Origin of the sequence: Chitinophaga rhizosphaerae, assembly GCF_003958645.1 — a bacterium.
GTDB lineage: Bacteria > Bacteroidota > Bacteroidia > Chitinophagales > Chitinophagaceae > Chitinophaga > Chitinophaga rhizosphaerae.
This window is the reverse complement of sequence record NZ_RXLO01000006.1, coordinates 222,584-246,757: the sequence shown is the minus strand read 5'-3', so window position 1 is coordinate 246,757 and position 24,174 is coordinate 222,584. Positions and strand designations below refer to the sequence as shown.

The following is a 24,174-nucleotide window of genomic DNA, read 5'->3' as shown; positions in this document are numbered from 1 at the left end:
AAGACCGCAACGGAGTTTGCGGTCTTTCACGTATTTTGTAATGCGCATGTTTGCCGACGGGCGAAGGCCATTATACCATCATCACCATGAAGAAAAAATTGCTGTCCATCACCTGCGCGATGCTTTGCATCTGCCAGGCCATCGCCCAAACGAAGCCGACCGCTGCGCATGTCACGGATGTCTGGATCGTCGTGAAAAGTCATTTCGACCTGGGCTTTACCGACCTGGCGGAAAACGTATTTCATCGATACCGGACGGAAATGATGGACAATGCGCTGAAAGTGATCGATCAAAACCGTGATCTGCCGGCATCCCACCGGTTCGTATGGACCGTTCCGGGATGGCCTTTGCAGGCGCAGATGCTCGGTCAGCAACAGGATCCTGCGCGGAGGGAGAAGATCGAAAAGGCGGTGAAGGAAGGTTATATCGCCGTGCATGCGCTGCCTTTCACGACGCATACGGAATCGCAGGACCTGGCCGACCTCGTGCATGGCCTTTCGATCGCGGCCAACGTCAGCCGGCAATTCAACCGGCCGTTGCCCATCGCCGCAAAAATGACGGACGTGCCTTCGCATAGCTGGGTGATGCCTGTTTTGCTGCATCATGCCGGTGTTAAATTCCTGCATATCGGCGTCAACCCCGCCAGCCAGTACCCACGCGTGCCGCAGCTGTTCTGGTGGGAAGGGCCCGATGGCTCGCGCGTGCTTTGCGGATACACCGTAGATTATGGCAGCAGTTTCCTGCCGCCGCAAGACTGGCCCTGCCGGAATTACCTTTCCATGATCATGGCGGGCGACAATCATGGCCCGCCATCACCGGAAGAAGTCGGCAAATGGCGAAAGGAATATGAAGAAAAGATGCCCGGCGTGCGGGTACATTTCGGTACGCTCGACGATTTCGCAAAAGCGGTATTGTCGGAAAATCCGCAGGTGCCGGTGGTGAAAGGAGATATGCCCGACACCTGGATTCACGGGCTTATGTCCATGCCGCAGGCCACCAAAACCGCACGCAACCTGCGCCCGCTGGAGCCCGCACTGGAAAGCCTCGATACGCACCTCCGCGCCTGGGGGCTGACTACCGGCCCATTGCAGGATGCATTGAACAAGGCTTACGAAAACAGCCTCCTGTACAGCGAGCACACCTGGGGCATGAACGCGGAATATGGCCCGCGCCGGCTGTACGGTAACGCGTGGAAACAATGGCTGGCCGACCTGGAAAAGGAACCCCTTCCTGAAAACGGCGACTACGCGAAACTGCCGCGCGGCAGCAAGAGGAAATGGATGCAATCGTATGAAGACCATCGTAACTATGCCCGCAGCGCTGCACAGACCGTTACCGCCGAACTGGATAAACGGATGGCGCAGCTGGCCGGAGCCGTACCTTCCAAAGGGAAAAGCATCGTCGTCTACAATGCCCTTCCCTGGCGGCGATCGGGGATGGTGACGGTAGACGGTAATCCGGTTTGGGTGGATGACGTGCCCGCCAACGGCTATAAAACGGTCCCGAATGCGCAGGCGCTTGCGCAGAAGCAAAAAGGCAATACCCGCCTGGAAACCCGGTATTTCGTCGCTACGTTCGATTTGGAAAGGGGCGGCATCCGTTCCCTCGTCGATAAAGCCTCTGGTAAGGAAATGATAGACACCGCGTCGGGGTACGTTGCGGGGCAGTTCCTTCATGAAAGGTTCAGCAGCCACGAAGTGTACGACCGGTTCTTTAATCAATATTCCCGCATTCAGACGGGTTGGGGGCTCAACGATATCGGCAAGCCCGGAATGCCCGATGCTGCTGATGTGCCATACAAGGCCACCACTATCATCGGCTGGGAGCTGGCGCAGGAGCGGTCGCCGGCGGAAGACCGTATCGTGCTGACGGCTGCCGGGGGCAAAGGTCTCGCGAAGGGCTATGCCATCACTTTCACATTTCCCCGGAGCCGTCCGTACATCGATATCGAATGGCAGGTAAAGGATAAAACGCCCGACAAGCATCCCGAAGGCGGCTGGCTGTGTTTTCCGTTCAACATCCGGCAGCCGGAATTCGTGGTGGGGAGATTGGGTGCGCCCATCCATCCGGCTACAGACATCATACCCGGTACCAACCGTCATCTGCTGGCAGTGACGACGGGTGTGGAGATCCGCGGAGCGGGCGTGGGAGCGGGCGTTTGTCCCATCGATGCGCCGCTGGTTTCGCTCGGCGAGCCGGGGCTTTGGCGGTGGACGATGGATGGAGTGCCGGCAAAACCCTACGTTTTCGTGAATCTCTACAACAACATGTGGAATACGAATTTCCCGTTATGGCAGGATGGGAGCTGGAGCGAGCGGGTGCGCATCTGGCCGGTATCCGGCAATGGACAGCCGGCGGCAAACCTGGCCGTTCAATCCTGGGAAGCCCGTTTACCGCTTCTGGCCGCTGTTGCCGGCAATCAGCAAGGGACGCTGCCGGCCACGAAAGAAGGATTGCATCTTTCCCGCAAAGGCACGCTTGTTACTGCGTTCGGGCCAGGCGCCAATGGCCGGGAAGGCACGCTGCTCACCGTTTGGGAACAGGCGGGATTGTCGGGGATGATAACGGTCCGTTTGCCGGAAGGGAAAACGTGGAGGAAAGCCGTTCCCGTAGATCTGAGGGGAGAAAAATTATCGCGGGAAGCGATACCGGTAAAGGCCCGGCAGTTTTCTTTCAGCCTGAACAAATATGCGCCGGCCAGTTTTATCCTGGAATGATCCGGCGTACCTGATTACAACGTATAGGCGAGCTCGTCTTTCACTTCCGCCATCACGAAACTGCTTTGCACCGTGAGCACATTCGGCAATTTGGCGAGTTTTTCGGTGATGAATTTGTGATACGCGTTCATATCGGCCACCACGATCTTCAGGTGGTAATCGTAGGTGCCGGTCATATGGTGGCAGGACATAACCTCTTCGAACCGGGAAACGGATTGCTGGAACGCATGCAGCAGATCTTCGGCATGCTCCTTCAATTGTACGCTGGTGAATGCCATAAGGGAACGGTTGATGAGATGCCGGTCTACGATAGCCATATATTTTTTGATGTATCCGCTTTCTTCCAGTTTCTTCCTGCGCAGCAGCACGGGCGTTACGGATTTGCCGAGCTTGTCGGCCAGCTCTTTGTTGCTGAGGCGGGCGTCGTGTTGCAGGAGCGTGAGTAACCGCAGGTCGGTTTTGTCTAATTGCATGATGGAGGTAGTTGATAATTGCTTTGGATGGACCAAAAATAGTCAAAAAGACTATTTCACCGTCCGCAGCGCCGCTATTTAGCTATTTTATACTGCCGGGCCCGCTGCATCTTGTTTTCCCATCCGCCAGTCGCCAGCTTTGCAGGAAAACGACCCAATGATAAAATCTCCCGAAACCGCGATGATGGGGCATGGCTACAAACCCGAGCTCAGTGAAGGCGCCGTAAAACCGCCGGTATTCCTCACCTCCACGTTCGTATTCCACACGGCCGAAGAAGGCAAGGATTTCTTTACCATGGCGCATGGCCATACGCCCGCGCAGGAACGGGAAATGGGCCTCATCTACAGCCGGATCAACAATCCCAACATCGAAATCCTGGAGGAGCGCATCCGGTTGTGGGACGGCGGGGCAGACGCGGCCGCCTTTTCCAGCGGCATGAGCGCCATTTCCACCACCATGATGGCTTTCCTTAAACCGGGCGATTTCATCCTCTTCAGCAATCCCCTCTACGGCGGCACCCATAAATTCATCCAGCATTTTCTCAAAGAACTGGGGATCGGTACGATCGGTTTCAGCGCGGGAGACAGCTTTGAAAGCATCATCCGCCAGGTGGAAGCGGCCGGCGCCGCCGGGAAACTGAAGATGATATTCGTGGAAACGCCCGCCAATCCTACGGGAGAAGTGATAGACGTCAGGATGTGCAGCCAGTTGGCCAAACATTTTTCGACGGAAGAGAAGACCGTGCTGCTGGCGGTCGATAATACCTACATGGGGCCGTTATGGTCGCGCCCGTTGCAGTTCGGGGCAGACATCGTGCTGTATTCCGCCACCAAGTACATCGGCGGCCACAGCGACGTGATCGCGGGGGCTGCGGTAGGCAGCAAATCCATTATCCAGTCCATCAAAGCGGCCAGAACGTTTTTCGGCACCATCATCGATCCCCATCCGGCCTGGATGCTCCTGCGCAGCCTGGAAACCCTCAAGCTCCGGATGGACGCGGCCGCGCAAAACGCCGCGCACATCGCCGCGTTCCTGCAAAATTACCCGGGCGTGGAAAAAGTGTACTATCCCGGATTACGGACGGGGATGTCTGAAAGGCAGCAGCAGATTTATGCGGAACAATACACCAGCTACGGTGCCATGGTCAGCTTCGATGTGGCGGGCGGGGAGCCGGCGGCATTCCGCTTCCTCAACGCGCTGCGGCATATCAAACTGGCCGTGAGCCTCGGCGGCACGGAAAGCCTCGCGCAGCACCCCTGGTCCATGACGCATTCGGGCGTGCCGGAATCGGAAAAACTGCAATACGGAATTACGGAGGGGATGGTACGGCTGAGCGTCGGGATCGAGCACCCTGCAGATTTGATCCGCGACATGGAACAGGCGCTGCAGGCTGCGGGAAGGTAAACTTACTTCCTGAGGATCTTTTCCATGGCTTTGCCCTTCGCCAGTTCGTCGATCAGTTTGTCGAGATACCGGGCCAGTTGCATCGTTCTGTCTTCGATGTCTTCCACCCGGTATCCGCAAATCATACCTTTGATCTGGGACGCGTTCGGATGGATGCGGGCCTGACCGTAGAAATCCTCGAAACTGGTTTTATTGTCGAGATGTTGCTGAAACGTTTTTTCATCATATCCCGTCAGCCAGAAAATTATTTCGTCCACCTCGGCCTTCGACCGCCCTTTCCTCTCCGCTTTCGTGATGTAATGCGGATAGACGCTGGCGAACGACATTTTTTTGACCCTTTCGGTGTTGTCTTTCATTTTGATACGCTTTTAAACGGTGAAGCCGCCGTCAATTTACAAAATATATCAAAACCCGATCGCCCTTCCCGTTCCACCGGAAGGGCGTTTTCATGCCCAGGCCGTCCGGCATTTACATTTTAGCCTTTCTGGCGGAACGGGACCGCTTTTTCCGGCCCCTAATATCTAACTTGCAGATATTATCGTATATATATCGATGGCAATTTATTGGGAGCGGATAAAAGAATTTTCCCGGCTTGCGAAAATGGAGTAATTTATAAGTAAATCTCCTGCAATCCTGCGTTCCCCGCAAAGTTGCAGCTAGCCCCAGGCAGAACTTCCCTTCATCCGTTTCAACCTAGAAAGATCGACCATCTTCTAAACCATGAATGCATGTTAGCAAAACTGTATCGCTTCAACGACGGCCAGGTTTTCCCGTCGGACGGCGGCCCCGACATGGACCCGGCGTCCTGTAACCTCGTACTGTGCTTCGCCGATAAGCAATACCTGGAAACCGATTCTTTGCACAATGCGCTGCGTGGTTATTTTCCTGCGGCGGAAATCGTGCTCTGTTCCACTTCCGGGGAAATCAGCGGTCCGGCGGTGACAGAGGGTGACGTATCCATCGCTGCGCTCCGGTTCGATCATACTGCCCTGCTGGCGCAATGCGTTAACATTTCTGCGTATACAGACAGTTTCGACGCCGGCCGCGGCCTGGCAGATTCCTGCCTGCGCGATGGCGTTCCGCCGAAATACCTGCTCGTGGTGAGCGATGGCAGCTTCGTAAACGGGACAGACCTGCTCAACGGCATTCATGCCGCGCCGGGATGGGAACAGGTGCTGGTGACAGGGGGGCTCGCGGGCGACGGCCTCCGCTTTTCCGCTACGCTCGTTGGCCTCAACTCCCCGGCGCAGCAGGGCAACATCGTCGGCATCGGGTTTTTCGGCGATAAATTGCTGGTCGGCCATGGCTCCAAGGGCGGATGGGACACTTTCGGGCTGGAAAAGGTGGTGACACGGTCGGACCATAACATTTTGTACGAGCTCGACGGCGTCAATGCGCTGTCAGTCTACAAACGCTACCTCGGCCCCGATGCTTCCGGGCTGCCGGGTGCGGCGCTGCTCTTCCCGCTGGCGGTAGTACTGCCCGATACGGGGGAGGCCGTGGTGCGGACGATTTTGTCGGTAGATGAGGAAGCCGGTACCATGACCTTCGCGGGCGATATTCCCATGGATTCCCGCGCCCGCTTCATGCGCGCCAATTTCGACCGGCTCATCAACGCCTCGCATGGCGCCGCCCTGAACGCCACCTTGCCCAACGGCGCCGGCGGGCCGCAATACGCCCTCCTTATCTCCTGCGTGGGCCGGAAAGTGATCCTGAGAGACCGTATCGAAGAGGAAGTAGACGCGGTGATCGATCAGTTCGGCGGGCAATGCGTCATGTCGGGCTTCTATTCCTATGGCGAGCTGTCGCCCAACGTGCCGGGAGGCAAATGCCAGTTGCACAATCAAACGATGACCATAACCACCTTCTATGAAATGGAGTAAACTGCTGGAAAGGCAATTGTCCAAATACGCACCGCCGCATGTCATGGACGAGCCTGGCTGCGAACGTTTCCTGCATGCGGTCAACGATTCCTACCTGGCATACGAGCGGGATCTGGAACTCTCCGAAAGGGCCTTCCGCATCAGCGAAGAAGAATATCAAACCCTCAACGGCCGGCTCTCCCGCGAGCTCGACAATAAGCAACTGTCGATCGTACAGCTCAAAGACGCCGTTGTTCAGCTCACCGGTTCGGAACTGGCCGCAGGGAAAGACGAGCTGCTCGATATCCTGGACGTGCTGAAAACGGAAATGATCAAACGCCGCAAAGTGGAAGCGGAACTGGCGGATACCGCTAACCGGCTCGCCCTGCTGATCGCCAACCTGCAGGCGGGCGTGCTGGTGGAAGACGAGCATCGTGCCGCCGTGCTGGCCAATGCCAGCTTCTGCAAGATGTTCAATATTCCCGAAACACCGCTTGAGTTGGCCGGCAGGGATTGCGAAAAAGCCACGGAGGAGAGCAGTTCGCTGTTTAAAGACCCCGCGGCAATGGTGGCCCGGATCCACCAGCTCATCCGGCAACAGGTGCCGGTCGTGAACGATGAACTGGAACTGGCAGACGGCCGGGTGTACGAGCGCGATTACATTCCCCTGTTCATGGACGGCGTGTACCGCGGGCACCTGTGGCAGTACCGCGACGTGACGATGCGCGTTGAAGCGGCGAATGCCGTGAAGAAGAATGAGGAAAAATACCGCAATATCATCGATAACATGAACCTGGGCCTGGTGGAAGTTGACACGCTCGGTATCATCCAATTTACCAACCAGTGCTTTTGCGATATGTCGGGCTACCAGGCAGACGAGCTGATAGGCCAGGACCCGTCCCGGCTTTTTTACGACGAAGCACAGGCGCGGCTGCTGGCCGAAAAGGGCCGGTTACGCGAAAACGGCGTGTCGGACGTATATGAGCTCGAAGTGAGGAATAAACGCGGGGAGCCGAAATGGTGGCTCATCAGCGGGGCGCCGAACTACGACGACGGCGGCAGGTTCACCGGTTCCGTCGGTATTCATCTCGACATCACGGAGCACAAGCGACTGGAATACGAATTGAGCCAGGCGCGCATCGCGGCGGAAGAGTCTTCGCGGGTTAAGGAAGCCTTCCTGGCCAATATGAGCCACGAAATGCGGACACCCATGAACGCCATCATCAACATGTGCCGGCAGCTGGCCCGCACGCAGCTCGATAACCGCCAGCGTATCCTGCTCGATACCATCGACACCGCCTCGGAACACCTGCTGGTCGTCATCAACGACATCCTCGATATCTCGAAGATAGAAGCCGGGAAACTGGAGCTCGAAACCATTCCCTTCCGGATTTACGATATGCTGAAAAACGTGCTGCTTGTTGTGCAGCCGAAGGCCGACGAAAAAGGCCTGCTGCTGAAACTCGAAGTTTCTTCCCGGATACATCCCGTACTGACCGGTGATCCGCACCGCATCAGCCAGGTGTTGCTCAACCTCCTTAGCAACAGTATCAAATTCACCGACCGCGGCACCGTCACCTTGCAGGTAACACCCAGCGAAATGAAAGACGGCCGGCAGACCATCGTATTTTCCGTGAGGGACACCGGCGCGGGAATGGACGCAGCATTCCTGAAAAAGATCTTCGACAAATTTTCCCAGCAATACCGCGATACCGCGCGCAAATCCGGCGGCACGGGTCTGGGAATGGCCATCTGCAAACAGCTGGTAGAGCTGATGGAAGGCCAGATCAGTATTCATAGCGAACTGGGAACCGGCACGGAAGTAACCTTCTGGCTGTCCCTCGAAACCTCGACCGATGAGGCCGTGTATACGATCGATACCGAAGTGCCCGACAAAGATGCGCTCAAAGGCAGCCGCATTCTCATGGCCGAAGACAATGTCATGAACCGGTTGGTGGTGCGCACCATCCTGGAAGCATACCAGGTGGAGCTGACGGAGGTGGAGAACGGTTACGAAGCCGTTCGGCAGTTGAAGGTTGCGGAATATGACGTGGTGTTGATGGACGTGCAGATGCCCGTCATGAACGGTTATGAAGCTACGGCACTCATTCGCAGGGAGTTGAAGCTGGATGTGCCCATCATCGCCCTCACCGCCAATGCCATCAAAGGGGAGAGCGATCGCTGCATCGAAGCGGGTATGACGGGATTTGTGTCCAAACCTTTCGAAGAAAACGCCCTGATCCGGGAAATTGCTATCAGCCTGCAAAAATACCCGCCACGCCGTCCTGCTATCCACATCAGCGGTTCTCCCGCCGCCGCTGCCGGTACGCTGTACGATCTCGGGAAGCTGCGGAAAATCAACGATAACACAGGTTTTATCACGCAAATGGTCCGGATGTTCCGCCAGCAGGCCGCAGCGTCGGTACCACTTATCCGGCAGGCCGCCGACGCCGGTGACTGGCCCGGGGTTCGCGCCGCCATCCACAAAATCCGGCCCTCGGTAGACGCCATGGGGATCGCGGTGCTGGAAGCGGACCTGCTCGATCTGGAGCTTCATGCGGCAGATAACGACGCCTCGCGGCGGAAGTTGTACCAGGTGCTGGATGTGCTGCAGCTGGCCGCGGAGCAATTGCGCAGCCAGGAAGGATCGCTGGCGGGTTGAAAAAGACAGCTTGGTAAAACAGCAACGTCCGCCCCGGAAATACGAATGCCCTTCCATATTGCAGGAAGGGCATTCGCGTCAAATTCAGGCATGGGAAGGGGATGCTACATCTTCCCAAAAACTTCCGCGAGTTTTTTATCCATCGCATCGTCGTCTTCACCGCCACCGCCGTACCGGCCAATGATCATGCCGTCGGGACCGATGAGGATTTTGGTGGGCAGGGAATGAATGCCGTAATAATCGCTGATATCTTCGGGATTCGGTTGGTGCTTTTCCCGCTTTTTCATGTCCAGGCCGCGGAGCACATGTTTCCACATACCGATCCCGTCCTGTTCCACGGCCTTTTTCCAGGCTTCGGGCTTACTGTCGTCGTCAGAAATGCCGATGATCTCGAAACCTTTGTCTTTGTATTGCGCGTACAGTTGCTTCAGGTGCGGGTTGCCTTTGCGGCAGGGGCCGCACCAGCTGGCCCAGAAGTCGATGAGCACGTATTTCCCTCTGTAGTCGCCAAGGCTGAGGGTGTTCCCGTTGATGTCGCTCTTGGTGAAAACGTGGGCCATGCTGCCGGGGGAGCCGCCGCGCAGCCCGTCCAGTTCTTTCCTGATCTCTTTTCCGAAGGAAGTCTGTTGTAATGCTGCGGGGATGCGGTTGTAGATGTTTTCTCCTTCCTGCAGGCTCATCTGGCTGATGCGGAACCGTAGCATGAAAAGACTGGCGAAGGAAACGGGGTTCTTTTCGATGAACGCTTTGTCTATCACTTCCATTTGAGCATAGTAGGGCTCCATCTTTTCTTTCAATTCCTCCAACTTTTCAAGCATACCAGCGAGGGAAGCGCTATCTTTCTTCGCCCTGCGCGCGGCGATGTATTCGTTGTTGAGTTTGCCGTATTCGTCAGACAGCGGGTTGAGGTGCTTCAGTACCGGTTTGTGCGCCTCGTCGAGCTTGTACATATCGTCCTGCGCACGGGAACCATTCAACTTGGTGTCGCGGAGGGCTGCTTTTTTCACGATTACCGTCATATCGGTCGGTTCGATGAACAAACTCACGTATTTGGCGTCGTAAGACGTGGGAGACGGTCTTTCCAGCGAGAGGTTGCTCAAGGTAGGGCCGTTTATCCGGCCTTTGATCGTGAATCGTCCGTTTTCCAGCTTTGCGCTGTCGGTTTTATAGTTCGCTTCGCCGGCCGGGTAACCGAGATAGATATACCCGGTTTTTTGTCCATCAACGGTTCCGCTGAGGGTGAACGATTGGGCATGCAGGTTCGAAATTGCCAGGCTCGCTGCGATCAGCATCGGTATTTGTTTCATGATGCGGGAAGTTAATTGGATTTTTTGAGATCAATTCAACAGTTCAGCCAGTTTTTTATGCAAAGCCGCACCACGGAGGTCTTTGGCCACAATGATCCCTTCGGGGCTCACCAGGAAGGTGGACGGGATCGCCTGTATGCCGTATTCCTGCGCCACGGAGTTCTTGAAGCCTTTAAGGTCCGACAGCTGGATCCAGGGCATGCCGTCGTCGGCGATGGCCTTTTTCCATTTCTCGCCGTCATCGTCCAGCGAAACGCCGACCACGGTGAAGTTTTTATCTTTATAAGCGTTGAAAGCCTTCAGCACGTTGGGATTTTCCGCCCGGCAGGGCCCGCACCAGCTGGCCCAGAAATCGAGCAACACGTACTTGCCTTTGAAATCGGAAAGTTTCACGGGTTTGCCGCTCACGTCGGGCTGCGTGAAATCGATCATCGGTTCGCCGATGGCACTTTTCTTCAGGATGGCGATGCGTTCGGCGAGGCGGGTGCCGGTCCCGGTTTTCTGCGCGGCGGGGTCGAGCAGCTGGTAAAGGCTGTCGAGCGTTTTGTATTCGCCCATCACGGCCATATCCTGCAGGAGTGATACGCTCACGGGGCTTTTGGGATGCTCCGCGATGTAGCGTTTCATGATGGCGCGGCGCTGCGTCCGCAGATCGGTGGCTTTTACCTCGAGCACGGCCATGGCCGAATCGTTATCCTTGATTTCGTTATAGTTGGCGTACAATGCCTCTTCCTGGTCGGTGACCGGTTTCAGGGATTTGCGGTAGGCCATGTACTCATCATGACTGGCGGAGCCGGTAACACGGACGTCGGCCAGGGAATCGGCATGCCCGGAGAGCCTGATGTCGGCCCGTTCCAGGAACAGTTCCACATACCGTGTCGGAAACATGAGGTATACTTTTTCCGGTTCGGATACGTCGCCAGACCAGCTGAATTTGCCGTCTACCACGCGCATGGTGTCTGTCCGCGCCGAATCGGCCACGGGTACGGAAAGGTAGACCACGGAATCCTTGAGGCCGGTGATCTCGGCGGTGATGGTTGCCTTGGGTTTGTCTGCGGTACCGCAAGCGTAAGCCGCGGCGGCCAGTAAACAGGGGAGGATGCGTTTCATATGTGTTCGATTGGTTTAGCTTGACTTAATTTTTAGGCAGTTCCAGCACAACTTTCGGGTCGGTGGGCTGAATGGTGAGGGCGGTCCCGTTGAAATCCGCGGCGATCCGTGTCATGGGGAGGCCGTTGCGGAAATAATCGAAGCTGTTATGCCCTTCGAAAGCCAGTTCGATCCTTCTTTCCTTCAGCACGGCGGCCATGAGGTTTTGTGCGGTCAGGTTGTCGATATCGGCAGCGGGCAGTCCTGCGCGGGTATGGATGGTTTTCAGGTCTGCTTTCGCCTGGGCGGTATTGCCGAGCTTGGCGTTGGCTTCCGCGCGGTTCAGGTACAGTTCGGCCAGCCGGAAATAGGCATATGGTGCGCGGGTGAGCCAGGCTTCGGGCAAAACCAGATACTTCGTTGTTTCTACAAAGCCGGAATTGGGATTGAGGAGGATGAAATTGCTCCGCAGGTCACCCGGCAGCAGGAGGCTTTTAAATTCCGAAGAGGGCAGGAAAGTGGCGCCCACGCCGTAGATCGGGTCGAAGTGGTACATATCGCCCATCGAGCTGCCGCGGGTGGAATTGTCGTAGGCGAAGATGAATTCCTTGTTGGTGGCACCTTTCACGCGATCGTTCTCGCCGAATTCGTCGCCGGCGAACATCTTCACGTAAGCGTCTCCCTGTAGCAGGGCGTATTTGGTGCCGGTATGGCTGATCACGCTGTCGGCGTACTTGATGGCCAGTTCGTTGGCGGCCGCGTCCGGACTGGCGATGCTGCCGCCTTTGTAGAGGTACACGCGGGACAGGAGGGCCCATGCGGCGGCGGTGCTGGCAAATCCGTTGTTTTTCGTTACCGGTGCTTTCATGAGCTGGGCGGCCATGGCGAGGTCGGCCACGATGAGGTCGTACGTCTGCTGCACGGTGCTCCGGGCCGGAATATCCTTGATGTCGCTGCTGGTTTTGAGGATGAGGCCGGGGCTTTGCGCGGCTTGCTGGTAGTAGGGTTTGCCGTAGACGCGCACCAGGTTGAAGTAAATGAGGGCGCGGATGAAATGGTTTTCACCTTTCGCATAGAGGAACCGGTTTTTCTCCGCTTCGGTGAGCGATGCGAACGAGGATTGCTCCAAGTCGGCGATCCCTTCCAGCGTGGTGTTGACGCTCACGATGATCTGGTAGGCGTTGCGGTAGAAATCGGCGCTGTTGCCCTGGGTGGGGCTGGCGCTGTTGCGGTAGAAGAAGGCGTCGGTTTGTTTGGAAGGGAGGCCCCAGGTCTGAAGTGTCACGTTATTGCCGCGGCTTTCCGCGAAATCGTGCATGGGCACATCGTAATCGTTGAACCCGCTGCCCTGCATGAGCACGTAGTTGCCGATGGTCGTTTCTTCGATCCCAACCAGCGAAGCCAGTTCGCCTTCCTTGTCGATCTTCGTCAATGGCCGAACGCTGTCGATCTGCTTGTTGCAGGCCGTGGCCAGCAATCCGGTAATTATAAGGGTGGTAATGTGTTTCATGTTCAATAGTTGATGCCCGAAAAATTAAAATCCAAGTTGCAATCCGAAAACGTATCTGCGCGGAACGCCGATCGATGAACCGATGGAGCCGCCGAAATCCTGCGCCATACCTACCGAAGGCCCCTCCGGATCGGAAGAGATGAGTTGCTTCGAATAGAGCGTGTACAGGTTATCGCCGCTCACATAGAAATTGGCCTGTGCCAGGCGCAGCTTTCTCAGCAGTGATTGCGGCAGTTCGTACCCGAGGCGAACGCTGCGCAGGCGCGCGTGGCTGCCGTCGTGCATGTATTTGCTGGAACCGAAGTAGCTGGTGTTGGCGTGGGTGTACAGTTCAGGCTCGGTGGCGTCCGTTTGTCCGGGGTGCGTCCACTGCCGCTGGGAGCTGCGGAGCGCGATCTGGTTGTAGCTGGTGAGATTGGCGCCCTGCATTTGCTCGGCCAGGTCGTCGTTGATGACGTACCCATAAGCGAAAGTGATGAGCACGTCCAGCGAAAACTGCTGGTACGAGAAGCTGTTGGTGAGGCCGCCGAAAGCTTTGGGCTGGAAGTTGCCGATATGCTGGAATTGGCGCGGGTCGGCGGAAGCGCCCACTTCGTCCATGGAATTTACGTAGGTGATGCCCGTCACGTTCCCTTTGTCGTCGAAAACCCGTTTTTCGAACCGGGGTTTGCCGGTTTCGGGGTCTACGCCGGCATAGGGAACGGCTTTGAGCGAGTTGATATCGTCGCCGGGGAAGAGGTAGAACGCGTTGGCGTTATAGAAACCCTGGCGCAGCGAATCGTTGGCGACGCTGATGATCCTGTTCTTGTTGAAGCTGATGTTGAAGGAAGTATTCCAGCGGAACTTCCCGCCGGTGATGTTATCGGAATTGACGAGGATTTCCAGGCCGCGGTTCTGCACGGTGGCCACGTTTTTCCATTGGGTGGGGAATCCGGCTACGGATTCAAGGGTCACTTTCTGGAGGAGGTCTTCCGATCTGCGGCTGTAGAAATCCACACTGGCGGTTAACCGGTTGAACAGGCCCAGGTCAACGCCGGCGCTGAAGGTTTTGGTGATCTCCCATTTCAGGTCGGGATTGGCGAGCACGGCCACGATGGCGCCGCCCTGGCCTTGGTAGGTATAGGTAGGGTCGTAGAGGGTCCGGGTAAGGAAGTTGTCGCCCAGCTGGGAACCGCTGGTGCCGTAGTTGGTGCGCAGTTTGAGATTGCTGAGCCAGGGCATCCCGGCCGCAAACTGCTCCTTGCTTACCACCCATGCGCCGCCTACGGAATAGAACGTTCCGTAGCGTTTGTCGGTACCAAAGCTGCTGGAAGCGTCTGTACGCAGGGAGGCGCTCAGGCTGAAGCGTTCGTCGTACGTATACCCCGCTTCGCCGAAGGCGGAAAACACGGCGCGGTCTTCCTTTCCACCTTCGATGTTGCCGTTTTTGGTAGTGGGGATGCCGTAGATGGAATAGTCATATCGTCCGCCCACCAGCCGGCCCAGCGAGATCACGGGGTAACCGGCGCGAACGTTGTTCACGTTCACGAGCATGTTCTCCATTTTGGTGCGGCCGTACTCCGTAGCGGCGAGGGCGCGCAGGCTGTGCAGCCCGAACGATTTCCGGAAATTCAGCTGGTTCGATGTGAGGAAGGAAAAAAGCTGGTTGGTGGTAGTGCCCAGGAACCCTTTCGAAGAGGTGCTGGTGCCGGAGCCCGCATAGCTGCGCGCATCGATGTAACGCTCGTCTTTGGTATAGTTGAGGTTGGCGGAATTGGTGCTGGAAATGCTCAGCCAGTCGGTGATCCTGTAATCCGCCCGGATAGACCCCACGAGCCTTTGGGCTTTGGGATGTATGAAATTATATTGGTTCTCGAAGATAGGATTTTCCGCCGTGCGCATCCTGCCGTTCATTTTGTATTGCAGGCTGGGTTTCAGCGTTCCGTTGGCGTTGTAAGGGTTTACCCAGGGCACCATGCTGTAAAGGAAGGTGCCGGAGTTCATGTTTTCCCGTTCGCCGCTGTCGAAAATACCGTTGACGGAAATATTGGTGGTAAGGCGGGAGGAGAGGCGGTTTTCGAGGTTGATGCGGAAGTTGCCGCGTTTCAGGCCGTTGTTCACACCGGTCGACTGTTCGTCGTAATACGATCCGCCGATGTAATACCTTGCGGCTTCGGTACCGCCGCGGGCCGAGAGGTTCACTTCCTTGGTATTGCTGTTGAGGAAGGCGTAACGCTCCCAGTTGTACCCGTTCTGCACGTCGGAAAGGGCGGGGAGGCGATTGTCGAGATAAGCCTGCAGGGTAGGGTACTGCGGCGCGAGGGTGCCGTTGTTCACCCGGTAATCTTCGGTATAGTAGCGTGTCTGAAGGTCGTACAGTTCCTGGCTGGACAGGAACCGGATATCGCCGCGGTTGGGTTTGTTGATCCCGTATTTCACTTCGGCGCGGAGCTGCGGTTTGCCGGTCTGGCCTTTTTTCGTGTTGACAACGAGCACGCCCGCCGCTGCGCGGGAGCCGTAGATGGCGGTGGCGGCCGCGTCTTTCAGAATGGTAATGTTATCGATGTCTTGTGCGTTCACGAGCTCCTTGAGGTTCTGGTTCGGCATGATCACACCGTCCAGCACCAATAGTGGGCCGTAATTCTGGGTGGGCATCACGAATTCGTTGACACGGTCTACACCCACACCCACGATGCTGCTCTGGCCGCGCACGAAGATTTGTCCGCCGGCACTGGTGGGGTCCCCCGCGCCCTGTTCGGAGATGTACAACCCGGTGGCGCGCCCTTTCAACAGGGAAACGGGGTCGGAGGTGGTAATGCCTTTGCGCAGCTGGTCGCCGCTGATCTTTTGCACCGCGCCGGTGAGCTCGCCGGTTTTTTTGGCAGAGTAACCGGTGATGATGAGCTCGTCCAGTTTGGAGGAGGCGGCAGACAGTAAAATGGTGACCGCGCGGCCCGCGGTGGCTTTCACTTTGCGGGGCTCGTACCCTACGAACGTAATTTCAAGCGTCACGTCCGCATTGTCGGTTTCCAGTTCGAATTCGCCTTCACCGTTGGTAACGGTGGCTTTGGACGAACCGCTGATCTGCACGGTAGCGCCGGGCATGGGCGTGTTGGTGGCCGCATCGCGGACGGTGCCGCGGACTTTCTGCGGCGGTTGCGGTTGCGCGGTGGCGGGGGCGGACTTGCGCAGCACGATCGTTTTGCTGACGATAGTCCAGGCCAGTTGCCGCCCTTTCAGGCAGGCGTCGAGCGCTTCTTCCAGGGAAGCGTTCTTCACGGCGATAGACACGATGGCGCCGGTGGGCAAGGTACCTTCTTCGTACCAAACCTGGTACCCGCTTTGTCTTTCGATCTCATCGAGCACGCGCTCGATCGGTGCATTTTCCCGCAGGATGGAGATCTTTTGCGCGGTGGCGGCGGCACTGACGTGCATGGCGCCTAACAGGACGAAAATGATGGAGAGCTTCACGGTGAATAAACTTTTTGTGAACGGGCTTCGCCCGGATTTGGTTGATAGCGGGCATAGTCTGCCCAGCTCCTTTCGGCTAAAGGACGTCGCGAACATAATAATGGTTGATTAAAGTTTTAAAAATGTTCCTTGTAATTGGTGTACGACTTTGGCTTTCCTGGCTGCGTCTTTGTTTTTTAAGTTTACAATGAATGGTTTGGCGTGAATGATTGGTGGAATGCTTCATGCCGGGAAGCCGCCTGCTCGTTGTTTATACCTGTTTTACGTTTATGGCAATACGATGATCTTTTTCCCTTCCTGCCTGAAATGCAGGTTGCTGGCCAGCAGTACGGACAGGGTTTCGGAGAGGCTGTATTCCCGCGACACCTTCCCGGTAAACCGCCGGTGGGAAACAGGCCCTTCGTACACGATATCTACATCGTACCATCGCCCGATCTCCCGGAGGATGGCCGACAGGTCGGCGTTCCGGAAAACGAAAAGGCCGTCTTTCCAGGCCACGTTCTGCGCGGCGTCTGCGTCCTGCAGTACGGAGATGTCTGTTCCTTCGCCGACCGTTGCCACTTCACCGGGGCGCATGACCCTGCTTTTCCCGCTACCAGCCACGATCCGCACGCTGCCTTCCAGCAGGGCGGCCTGGATGCCGGGCTCGCCGGGATACGCTTTCACGTTGAAGTGCGTCCCCAATACCTCGATCCTCGGCCCTGCGGTTTGTACCACAAAAGGTTGCGCGGCGTTGGCGGCCACTTCGAAGTATCCTTCCCCATGCAGCTCCACGAGCCGCTGTTCTCCCGCAAAAGCCGAAGGGAATTGCAGTTCGCTGGCGGCGTTCAGCCAAACCCTGGTGCCGTCGGGCAATATTAACCGGTACTGTTCCCCTTTCGGTACGTTCAGTTTGTTGATCACCGGCGCTTCGCCCGACTTTTCGGCGCCATATACGAGCAGCGATTCCTCTTTGCTGACGGTGGAGCCGCCCTGGTGGGCGAGGTACCCGTCTGCGCTGGAATCCAGCTCCACCACCTGGCCATTGCCCAGCGTGAGCGTCACGCCCTTGCTATTGTTCGCCGGTGCGGCGGGCGTGAGCTTCGCAGCCTGCTCGCCGGCAGGTTTTCCCTGCGGGCGCAGGAGGTAAGTCCCTGCGGCCACGAGCAGCAGTGCGGCGGCCGCGGCGGCGGGTAGCCATTTCCGGCGCAGGGGCCGGATGGTGGCGGGCGGGTGCATTTGTTCCTGCATGCGCCGGAGCATGCGCGCCCGCGTGTCTTCCAACGAAGTTTCCTGTTCCGTGGTCACGATTTCCGTATCGCCCGCGTTTACCTGGTCGTACCAGTCGTGCAACGCCTCCGCCTCTTCGGGGGTGGCGGTGCCGTCCAGGTATTTTGCGGCCAGGATCTTAACCTGTGCTGTATCCATTTCGTGTAGTTAATCCAGAGCGAGGGCCCCTTGTAGATATAGAGCATCGCCAAATACTTTTGTACGCAAAAAAGGGGAAAATAATTTTCCGGGGTTATTTCAGGAGGAAAATGAGCAGCGCCATGGCGAGGGATTCCCTTCGCTTCCGCATGAGCTGCATCACATGGGTAACATAACCTTCGGCTGTCCGCAGAGACACGCCCAGTTCGCTGGCCACCTCGTCCAGCGGCCGGTCCAGCAACTTATGCTGCAAAAACACGATGCGGTGTTTGGCCGGCAGCCCGTCGGCGAATTTGTTCAGGATGTCTATCAATTGCCGGTTGTCGATATCGAATGCCGGCGCCATTTCGGGCACTACGGCCTGCAGCATCCGCCCGCTGGCGCGCTGTTCATTGGCGAAATGCCGGTAAACGGCGTAGCGTACCATGGCGGAGAGATAAAAAGGCAGGGACTGAATGGAGAGCGAAGCGCGCTTGTGCCAGAGGGTGAGGAACACCTGTTGCACGATCTCTTCCGCGTCTTGCGCGGATTGCAGCCTTTTGTGCGCCATGAAATACAGCCGCTCCCAATACTGGTTATAGATTTCCGTAAACGCAGTTTCATCCCCGTCTTTCAGTAAGTCCAATAAAGCTATATCGTTGATTTCGCTCATATCTAAGGCAGCAGCTCGTATAAATTTACAAAAAGGGCGCAAAAGATCTCGAATGATCGGCTTTTTTTTCAACGGGCCGGAATTTGCACGGCCATATAACCCATGTTGTGCCGGATGACATATCGGGTACAATAATAAGAGCAGGAGCCGCTGCGCGGGGGGCTTTTGTCATTCCAGTGAAAGAGTGTTGTGATGACAATCGTTTCCTTTCCGGATTTCCGAAAAAAAATAAAAAAATCAAAAAAATCTAATAACTTGATCCACCATCGTACTGATATTGTCGTCCCTCAATTAAATCGCTGTCATTGGAAAATACACAGTTGTCTGAAATATCCAAACGGATCGAAAACGACGATGAAATTGCATTCCGGGAGATCTACGATCTGTTCTATTTTGACCTGGTAGCATTTTCACGGCAGATCGTTCTGGACGATCCTGCTGCGGAAGACGCCGTGGAAAACGTGTTCATCCGGCTTTGGCAGAACCGGAAAACGCTGGGCAATATCAATAACCTTTCCGCTTACCTTTACACCGCTACCAAATACGCTTCCATCAATTACCTCAAAGCGAGGAAAAATGTGAGCGACGTTTCTATCGAGGATCTCGACGATCAAAGCCTGTATTCCTTCTCCACGCCTGAAACTTCCATGATCGGGAAGGAAGAAGTCCTCACCATCGAAAAGGCCATCAACCAGCTGCCGCCCAAGTCGAAGCTCGTTTTTTACCTGGTGAAGGAAAAAGGGCTCAATTGCCGGGAAGTCGCCAAAATCCTCAATTCCTCCGTTCGTACGGTAGAAACCCAGCTCTACCATTCCCTCAAGAAAATCGCCGCCATCCTGGAAGAAAGCCAGGTGATCCTCCCCAGGCGAAGCAGCCGGTAGGCCGGTCCGAAAAATTTTTTTTGCGAACGAATACGTAATTCCACCGTTTCCGTTGTCTTATAGTAGAAGAATTTATCGTCAATTCCATGCATAGAAGCCGTTTAATTGAATTGCTCGCAAAAAAGAAAGCAGGGGGCATTTCGCTCAAAGAACAGTTCGAGCTGTCTAAATGGCTGCAGGAGAATGAAGACGACCGGAACCTGGCCAGCCAGGTAGACGAGTTGTTCGGCATGGAATACGGACCGCGGCGGACGGACGACGACCGGAAAAACAGCGGCAAGAGCTGGGACCGGATCATGAAATCCATCCATTCGGAAGCGGACGAAGCGCCCGCCCAGCCGAAGCAGCTGCGGATATTCACGTGGCGCCGCATCATCCCGCTGTCTGTAGCGTCGGTGGTCTTGCTCTGCGTGGCCGGCACGGGTACCTGGTACTGGCTGTCTGCCAGGATGGAAGCCGAAGCGCAGCAGAACATCGTTGGCACCGAAAAGGGATCGCGCTCCAAGCTGACGCTGCCCGACGGGTCAAGAGTGTGGCTGAACGGCGACAGCCGGATCACTTACGGCGCGAGCTTCGGGAAAAACGACCGCGAACTGACGCTGATCGGGGAAGCGTATTTCGACGTGGAGAAAGATCCCGGTCACCCGATGATCATCAAGACGGCCACCGTTACCATCAAGGTGCTGGGGACCGCCTTCAACGTCCGTGCCTACCCGGATGAGAGCACGACAGCCACCACGCTGGTGCAGGGGAAAGTCCAGGTATCGGTCAACCACAAAAAAGAACTGAACTATTTGCTGTCGCCGGATGAAAAACTCATCGTGAAAAACGACACCGGCCTGCCAGAAGAAATAAAACAAATACACACTGAAGCGGGAAAACTCCCGGAAGTAATAACCAAGATCAGGATAGTAAAAACAGATTCTATTCCTCCGGAAGCGCAATGGACCAGGAACAAGCTGGTATTCACCAATCAACCGCTTAACGAAGTGGCAGATATTCTATCGCGGTGGTATGGGGTGAATGTGGTCCTGCGTGGAGATGAAGACATGAAAGCCCGGCAGTATACGGGGATATTTGAAAACCAAAGTCTCCAAAGCGTTATGGAATCATTACAGGTAGCCGGCGGTTTTAGTTACAAAATGAAGAACGATACAATTTTTATAGCGCCTTAAACCAAATTCGAATCGCATATGATAAGTTAACGTCCCTGGTTTTTCCACGAAAACCGGCCGGGCCTCCACGTGCCCTGCTGTAAACAACGGTCAAAATCCAGTCGCAAAGGAGCGGCTGATTTACAATTGAATTATTTAAGCTATGATTAACACGTACTGCTATAGCCGCGGCTATATGTATAAGCATCTCATTGCCATGAAAATTATCATGTTTCTTGCGCTCTTCACCGGGTCGTCTTTGCTGGCCAACGACCTGGCAGGGCAAGACAAGATCACGCTGAACTTCAGTCGCGCCCCCATCGAAAGCGTTTTGCGGACGATCCAGGCGCAAAGCAAGTATTCCTTCGTGTACCAGTCTGAAGTGATCCCGCAGGGCATCCAGATCAACATCAGCACCAAAAACGCCACCATCGATACGGTAATGAACAAGTTGCTGCGGAACACGCCGCTGTCTTACAAAAAGATGGAAAACAACGTGATCGTCATCCTGAACAAAACCACTCCGGAAGTGCGCGCCGCCTCTTCGCAGCCGCCGGTCACGGTACGGGGTTCGGTGAAAGACAAGGCGGGCGGGATGATGCCGCATGTATCCGTTTATGTCAAAGGCACCCAGCATGGTACCATGACCAACGAAAAGGGCGAGTTCACGCTCGAGGCTAATTTGTACGATAGCCTCGTTTTTTCTTTCGTGGGTTATAAGCAGCAGACGGTTTTTATCGCAGACAGCCGGCCCATCATCATCGTTCTGGAAGCGCAGGAGGGGAGCCTCAACGAAGTAGCCGTGGTGGGCTACTCGCGGCAGAAAAAGTCCAGCATGGTAGCGTCTGTGACCACCATCAAGCCGGGCGAGCTGCGCATTCCCAGCAGTAACCTCACCAATGCCCTCGCGGGCCGCCTGGCGGGCGTTGTGGCCTACCAGCGAAGCGGGGAGCCCGGGCAAGACAATACCTCCTTCTTCATCCGCGGGATCACCTCGTTCGGCGCCTCCGCCAAAAAGGACCCGCTCATCCTTATCGACGGGATCGAGCTGAACACGAGCGACCTTGCGCGGCTGAACCCCGACGATATCGCCAGCTTCAGCATCATGAAAGACGCCCTCGCAACGGCGCTCTACGGCGCCCGCGGTGCCAACGGCGTTATCCTCGTCACCACCAAGGAAGGGAAGGAAGGGAAGATGAATGTGGACGTGCGCGTCGAAAATTCGTTTTCCATGCCCACCGAAACGATCAAGACGGCCGACCCGGTCAAATACATGAGAATGCAGAACGAGGCGATCAAAACCCGCAACCCCGAAGCAAATACGTATTACTACGACGAGCAGATCACCTTCACCGAACGAGGCGAACATAAAGATATCTTCCCTGCTACCAACTGGCGGGAAGCGATGTTCAAGGATATGACCATCAACAACCGCCTGAACCTCAGTTTTACCGGCGGGGGGACCGTGGCCAGGTATTATGTGGCAGGCGCCGTGACAAGAGACCGCGGGAACTTGCGCGTCGACCGCCGGAACAATTTCAACTCGAACATCGATCTCTACAAATATTCCGTCCGTTCCAACGTCAATATCAACCTGACCAAAACCACGGAATTATCGACCCGCTTCGTGGCGAACTTCGACGATTACACCGGCCCGATAGACGGAGGTTCCTCCATGTACCGTAAGGTGATGCAGGCCAATCCCGTCCGCTTCAAGCCCTACTACGAGCCGGATTCCGTTTTCAACTATGCCAAGCACATCCTGTTCGGGAACTTCGAAACGGGCGATTACCTGAACCCTTACGCCGAGGTGCTCCGTGGTTACAAGGATTACAGCTCCAGCAATATGCTGACTACCATAGAACTGAAACAGAACCTCGATAAATTCGTGAAAGGCCTTATGCTGCGGGGACTTGTGAATTTCGACCGCCGGTCGTATTACCAGATCACCCGCGCTTACAATCCCTTTTACTACAAGATCACCGGGTACGATCTGAAAAACGACGCTTACAAGCTGGCGCGCCTGAATCCCACTACGGGCACAGAAACGCTTAGCTACGGCGAAGGCAGCGGCCGTGATGTTTCTAACAGCGTTTACTTTGAAGGTGCAGCCCAGTACAACAGCAACTTCGGCAAGCACAGTATTAGTGGCCTGGGCGTATTTACCGCACGGCAATTCAAGGAAGGGGCAGCCCCCAGCCTCCAGCTTTCGCTGCCTACCCGCAACGTAAGCTTGTCTGGCAGGTTTTCCTATAACTACGATTCCCGTTATCTCGCAGAATTTGCTTTCGGTTACAACGCATCGGAACGTTTCGCGAGGAATAACCGCTGGGGCTTTTTCCCCTCGTTCGGTGCGGGATGGGTTATATCCAACGAAGCGTTTTTCCAGCCGCTTACTTCCATCTTCCGCCAGCTGAAGCTCCGCGGTTCGTACGGTATCGCCGGTAACGAGGCGATCGGGAGCAGGGACGAGCGCTTCTTCTATCTCTCGGATGTGGACCTGAATGCGAATTACAATGTGAACTGGGGTTTGAATATGGACAAGAACCCGGGCGGCATCAACGTTCGCCGGTACGCGAACGACCAGATAGGATGGGAACGTTCCTATAAATCCAACCTGGTGCTCGAATTCAACATGGTCAACGGCCTTTCATCCATTATCGAGGTTTATAAGGAAAGAAGGAAAGATATCCTTCAGCAGCGTATCATCCCGGCTACTACCGGTATCATCCCGTCTGTAAAAGCCAACCTCGGGGAAGCGGAAGGAAAGGGTATCGATATCGAACTGAATTACGACAAGAGCTTCGGGAAAAACTGGCAGGTTACCGGCAGGGGCACCTTCACTTACAGCACCAGCAAAGTCATCAAATGGGAAGAGCCCGACTACAGCAGAAGCCCCTGGCTCTCGCGCGTGGGCAGGAGCCTCGGTCAGAACTACGGTTTCATCGCTGAAAGGCTTTTCGTAGACGCCGCCGAAGTGAAAAACTCTCCCGTGCAGGAGTATGGGGATTATTCGGGCGGAGATATCAAGTTCCGCGATGTTAACGGCGACGGAAAGGTAAATGACCTCGACAAGGTGCCCATCGGCCATCCCCTTACACCGGAAATCGTGTACGGCTTCGGGTTGTCTGTTTCCTATAAAAGGTTCGATGTCAACTTCTTCTTCCAGGGCCTGGGCCGCGAATCATTCTGGCTCAACATGCAGAACGTGACACCGTTCGTGGATGGCGACGGAAATGATGGCCGGATTGGACAGAATGCCGTGCTGCAGGCCATTGCAGACGACTACTGGTCAGAGTCCAACCGTAACGCATACGCTTTCTGGCCCCGCCTGGCCAACTATGTGTCTACCAACAACGCACAGTCCAGCACCTGGTTCATGCAGAACGGCTCGTTCCTGCGGTTGAAATCCGCCGACATCGGGTATACCTTCCCCCGGGAATGGCTGAAAAGATATAAAGTGGAAAACCTGCGGATCTATGCCAGCGGCACCAACCTGGCCGTATGGAGCGCGTTCAAGCTCTGGGACCCCGAAATGGCGGGCTCCGGGTTCGATTACCCCCTTCAGAAAGTGTATAACGTAGGTATTAACATTGGCCTGTAAA

Annotated in this window: 15 protein-coding genes; 7 read left to right on the top strand and 8 right to left on the bottom strand. The window is 55.8% G+C overall.

The features are described from left to right. Window positions 1–86 precede the first annotated feature (86 nt). Window positions 87–2,717 carry a glycoside hydrolase family 38 N-terminal domain-containing protein gene (locus EJ361_RS16065; RefSeq protein WP_126246660.1) on the top strand — a complete coding sequence of 877 codons (2,631 nt, stop codon included), beginning with the start codon at window positions 87–89 and terminating at the stop codon, window positions 2,715–2,717. A 14-nt stretch (window positions 2,718–2,731) separates the two neighbouring features. On the opposite strand, the gene EJ361_RS16060 is transcribed toward EJ361_RS16065, so the two are convergent. Continuing rightward, the gene (locus EJ361_RS16060) at window positions 2,732–3,190 is read right to left on the bottom strand and encodes an Lrp/AsnC family transcriptional regulator (RefSeq protein ID WP_205687028.1); all 459 of its coding nucleotides are present in this window, start codon (window positions 3,188–3,190) and stop codon (window positions 2,732–2,734) included. A gap of 157 nt (window positions 3,191–3,347) precedes the next feature. Between EJ361_RS16060 and EJ361_RS16055 the strand changes: the two genes are divergently transcribed. Beyond that, complete coding sequence (locus tag EJ361_RS16055; RefSeq protein ID WP_126246659.1) at window positions 3,348–4,595, top strand: cystathionine gamma-synthase family protein; 1,248 nt, start codon at window positions 3,348–3,350, stop codon at window positions 4,593–4,595. 2 nt (window positions 4,596–4,597) lie between these two features. On the opposite strand, the gene EJ361_RS16050 is transcribed toward EJ361_RS16055, so the two are convergent. Further along, window positions 4,598–4,951 (bottom strand): DUF2200 domain-containing protein, encoded by a 354-nt coding sequence (locus EJ361_RS16050; RefSeq protein ID WP_126246658.1) that lies wholly within the window; start codon window positions 4,949–4,951, stop codon window positions 4,598–4,600. Window positions 4,952–5,323: 372 nt separating this feature from the next. Here EJ361_RS16050 and EJ361_RS16045 point away from each other — a divergent pair, with 372 nt between their 5' ends. Next, on the top strand, window positions 5,324–6,478 hold the full coding sequence (locus EJ361_RS16045) for an FIST signal transduction protein (RefSeq protein ID WP_126246657.1): 1,155 nt from the start codon (window positions 5,324–5,326) through the stop codon (window positions 6,476–6,478). After that, on the top strand, window positions 6,465–9,119 hold the full coding sequence (locus tag EJ361_RS16040; protein WP_126246656.1) for an ATP-binding protein: 2,655 nt from the start codon (window positions 6,465–6,467) through the stop codon (window positions 9,117–9,119). Before EJ361_RS16045 ends, EJ361_RS16040 begins: the two co-directional genes overlap by 14 nt. A 104-nt stretch (window positions 9,120–9,223) precedes the next feature. On the opposite strand, the gene EJ361_RS16035 is transcribed toward EJ361_RS16040, so the two are convergent. The 6 genes from EJ361_RS16035 to EJ361_RS16010 all read right to left on the bottom strand — a co-directional run bounded on the left by EJ361_RS16035 (window position 9,224) and on the right by EJ361_RS16010 (window position 18,534). Then, window positions 9,224–10,426 carry a TlpA disulfide reductase family protein gene (locus EJ361_RS16035; RefSeq protein ID WP_126246655.1) on the bottom strand — a complete coding sequence of 401 codons (1,203 nt, stop codon included), beginning with the start codon at window positions 10,424–10,426 and terminating at the stop codon, window positions 9,224–9,226. Between the two features lie 30 nt (window positions 10,427–10,456). Then, complete coding sequence (locus EJ361_RS16030; RefSeq protein ID WP_126246654.1) at window positions 10,457–11,536, bottom strand: TlpA disulfide reductase family protein; 1,080 nt, start codon at window positions 11,534–11,536, stop codon at window positions 10,457–10,459. 25 nt (window positions 11,537–11,561) lie between these two features. After that, complete coding sequence (locus tag EJ361_RS16025; RefSeq protein WP_126246653.1) at window positions 11,562–13,025, bottom strand: RagB/SusD family nutrient uptake outer membrane protein; 1,464 nt, start codon at window positions 13,023–13,025, stop codon at window positions 11,562–11,564. Window positions 13,026–13,049: 24 nt separating this feature from the next. Beyond that, window positions 13,050–16,475 (bottom strand): SusC/RagA family TonB-linked outer membrane protein, encoded by a 3,426-nt coding sequence (locus tag EJ361_RS16020; RefSeq protein WP_164714285.1) that lies wholly within the window; start codon window positions 16,473–16,475, stop codon window positions 13,050–13,052. 267 nt (window positions 16,476–16,742) lie between these two features. Then, window positions 16,743–17,882 carry a FecR family protein gene (locus EJ361_RS16015; RefSeq protein WP_126246651.1) on the bottom strand — a complete coding sequence of 380 codons (1,140 nt, stop codon included), beginning with the start codon at window positions 17,880–17,882 and terminating at the stop codon, window positions 16,743–16,745. 94 nt (window positions 17,883–17,976) lie between these two features. Next, window positions 17,977–18,534, bottom strand: a complete 558-nt coding sequence (locus EJ361_RS16010; RefSeq protein WP_126246650.1) for an RNA polymerase sigma factor — start codon at window positions 18,532–18,534, stop codon at window positions 17,977–17,979. Window positions 18,535–18,839: 305 nt separating this feature from the next. Between EJ361_RS16010 and EJ361_RS16005 the strand changes: the two genes are divergently transcribed. The 3 genes from EJ361_RS16005 (at window position 18,840) to EJ361_RS15995 (ending at window position 24,173) form a co-directional block, all read left to right on the top strand. Further along, on the top strand, window positions 18,840–19,415 hold the full coding sequence (locus tag EJ361_RS16005) for an RNA polymerase sigma factor (protein WP_164714284.1): 576 nt from the start codon (window positions 18,840–18,842) through the stop codon (window positions 19,413–19,415). Between the two features lie 86 nt (window positions 19,416–19,501). Then, complete coding sequence (locus EJ361_RS16000; RefSeq protein WP_126246648.1) at window positions 19,502–20,590, top strand: FecR family protein; 1,089 nt, start codon at window positions 19,502–19,504, stop codon at window positions 20,588–20,590. Window positions 20,591–20,786: 196 nt separating this feature from the next. Beyond that, on the top strand, window positions 20,787–24,173 hold the full coding sequence (locus tag EJ361_RS15995; protein ID WP_240646646.1) for a SusC/RagA family TonB-linked outer membrane protein: 3,387 nt from the start codon (window positions 20,787–20,789) through the stop codon (window positions 24,171–24,173). Window position 24,174 lies beyond the last annotated feature (1 nt).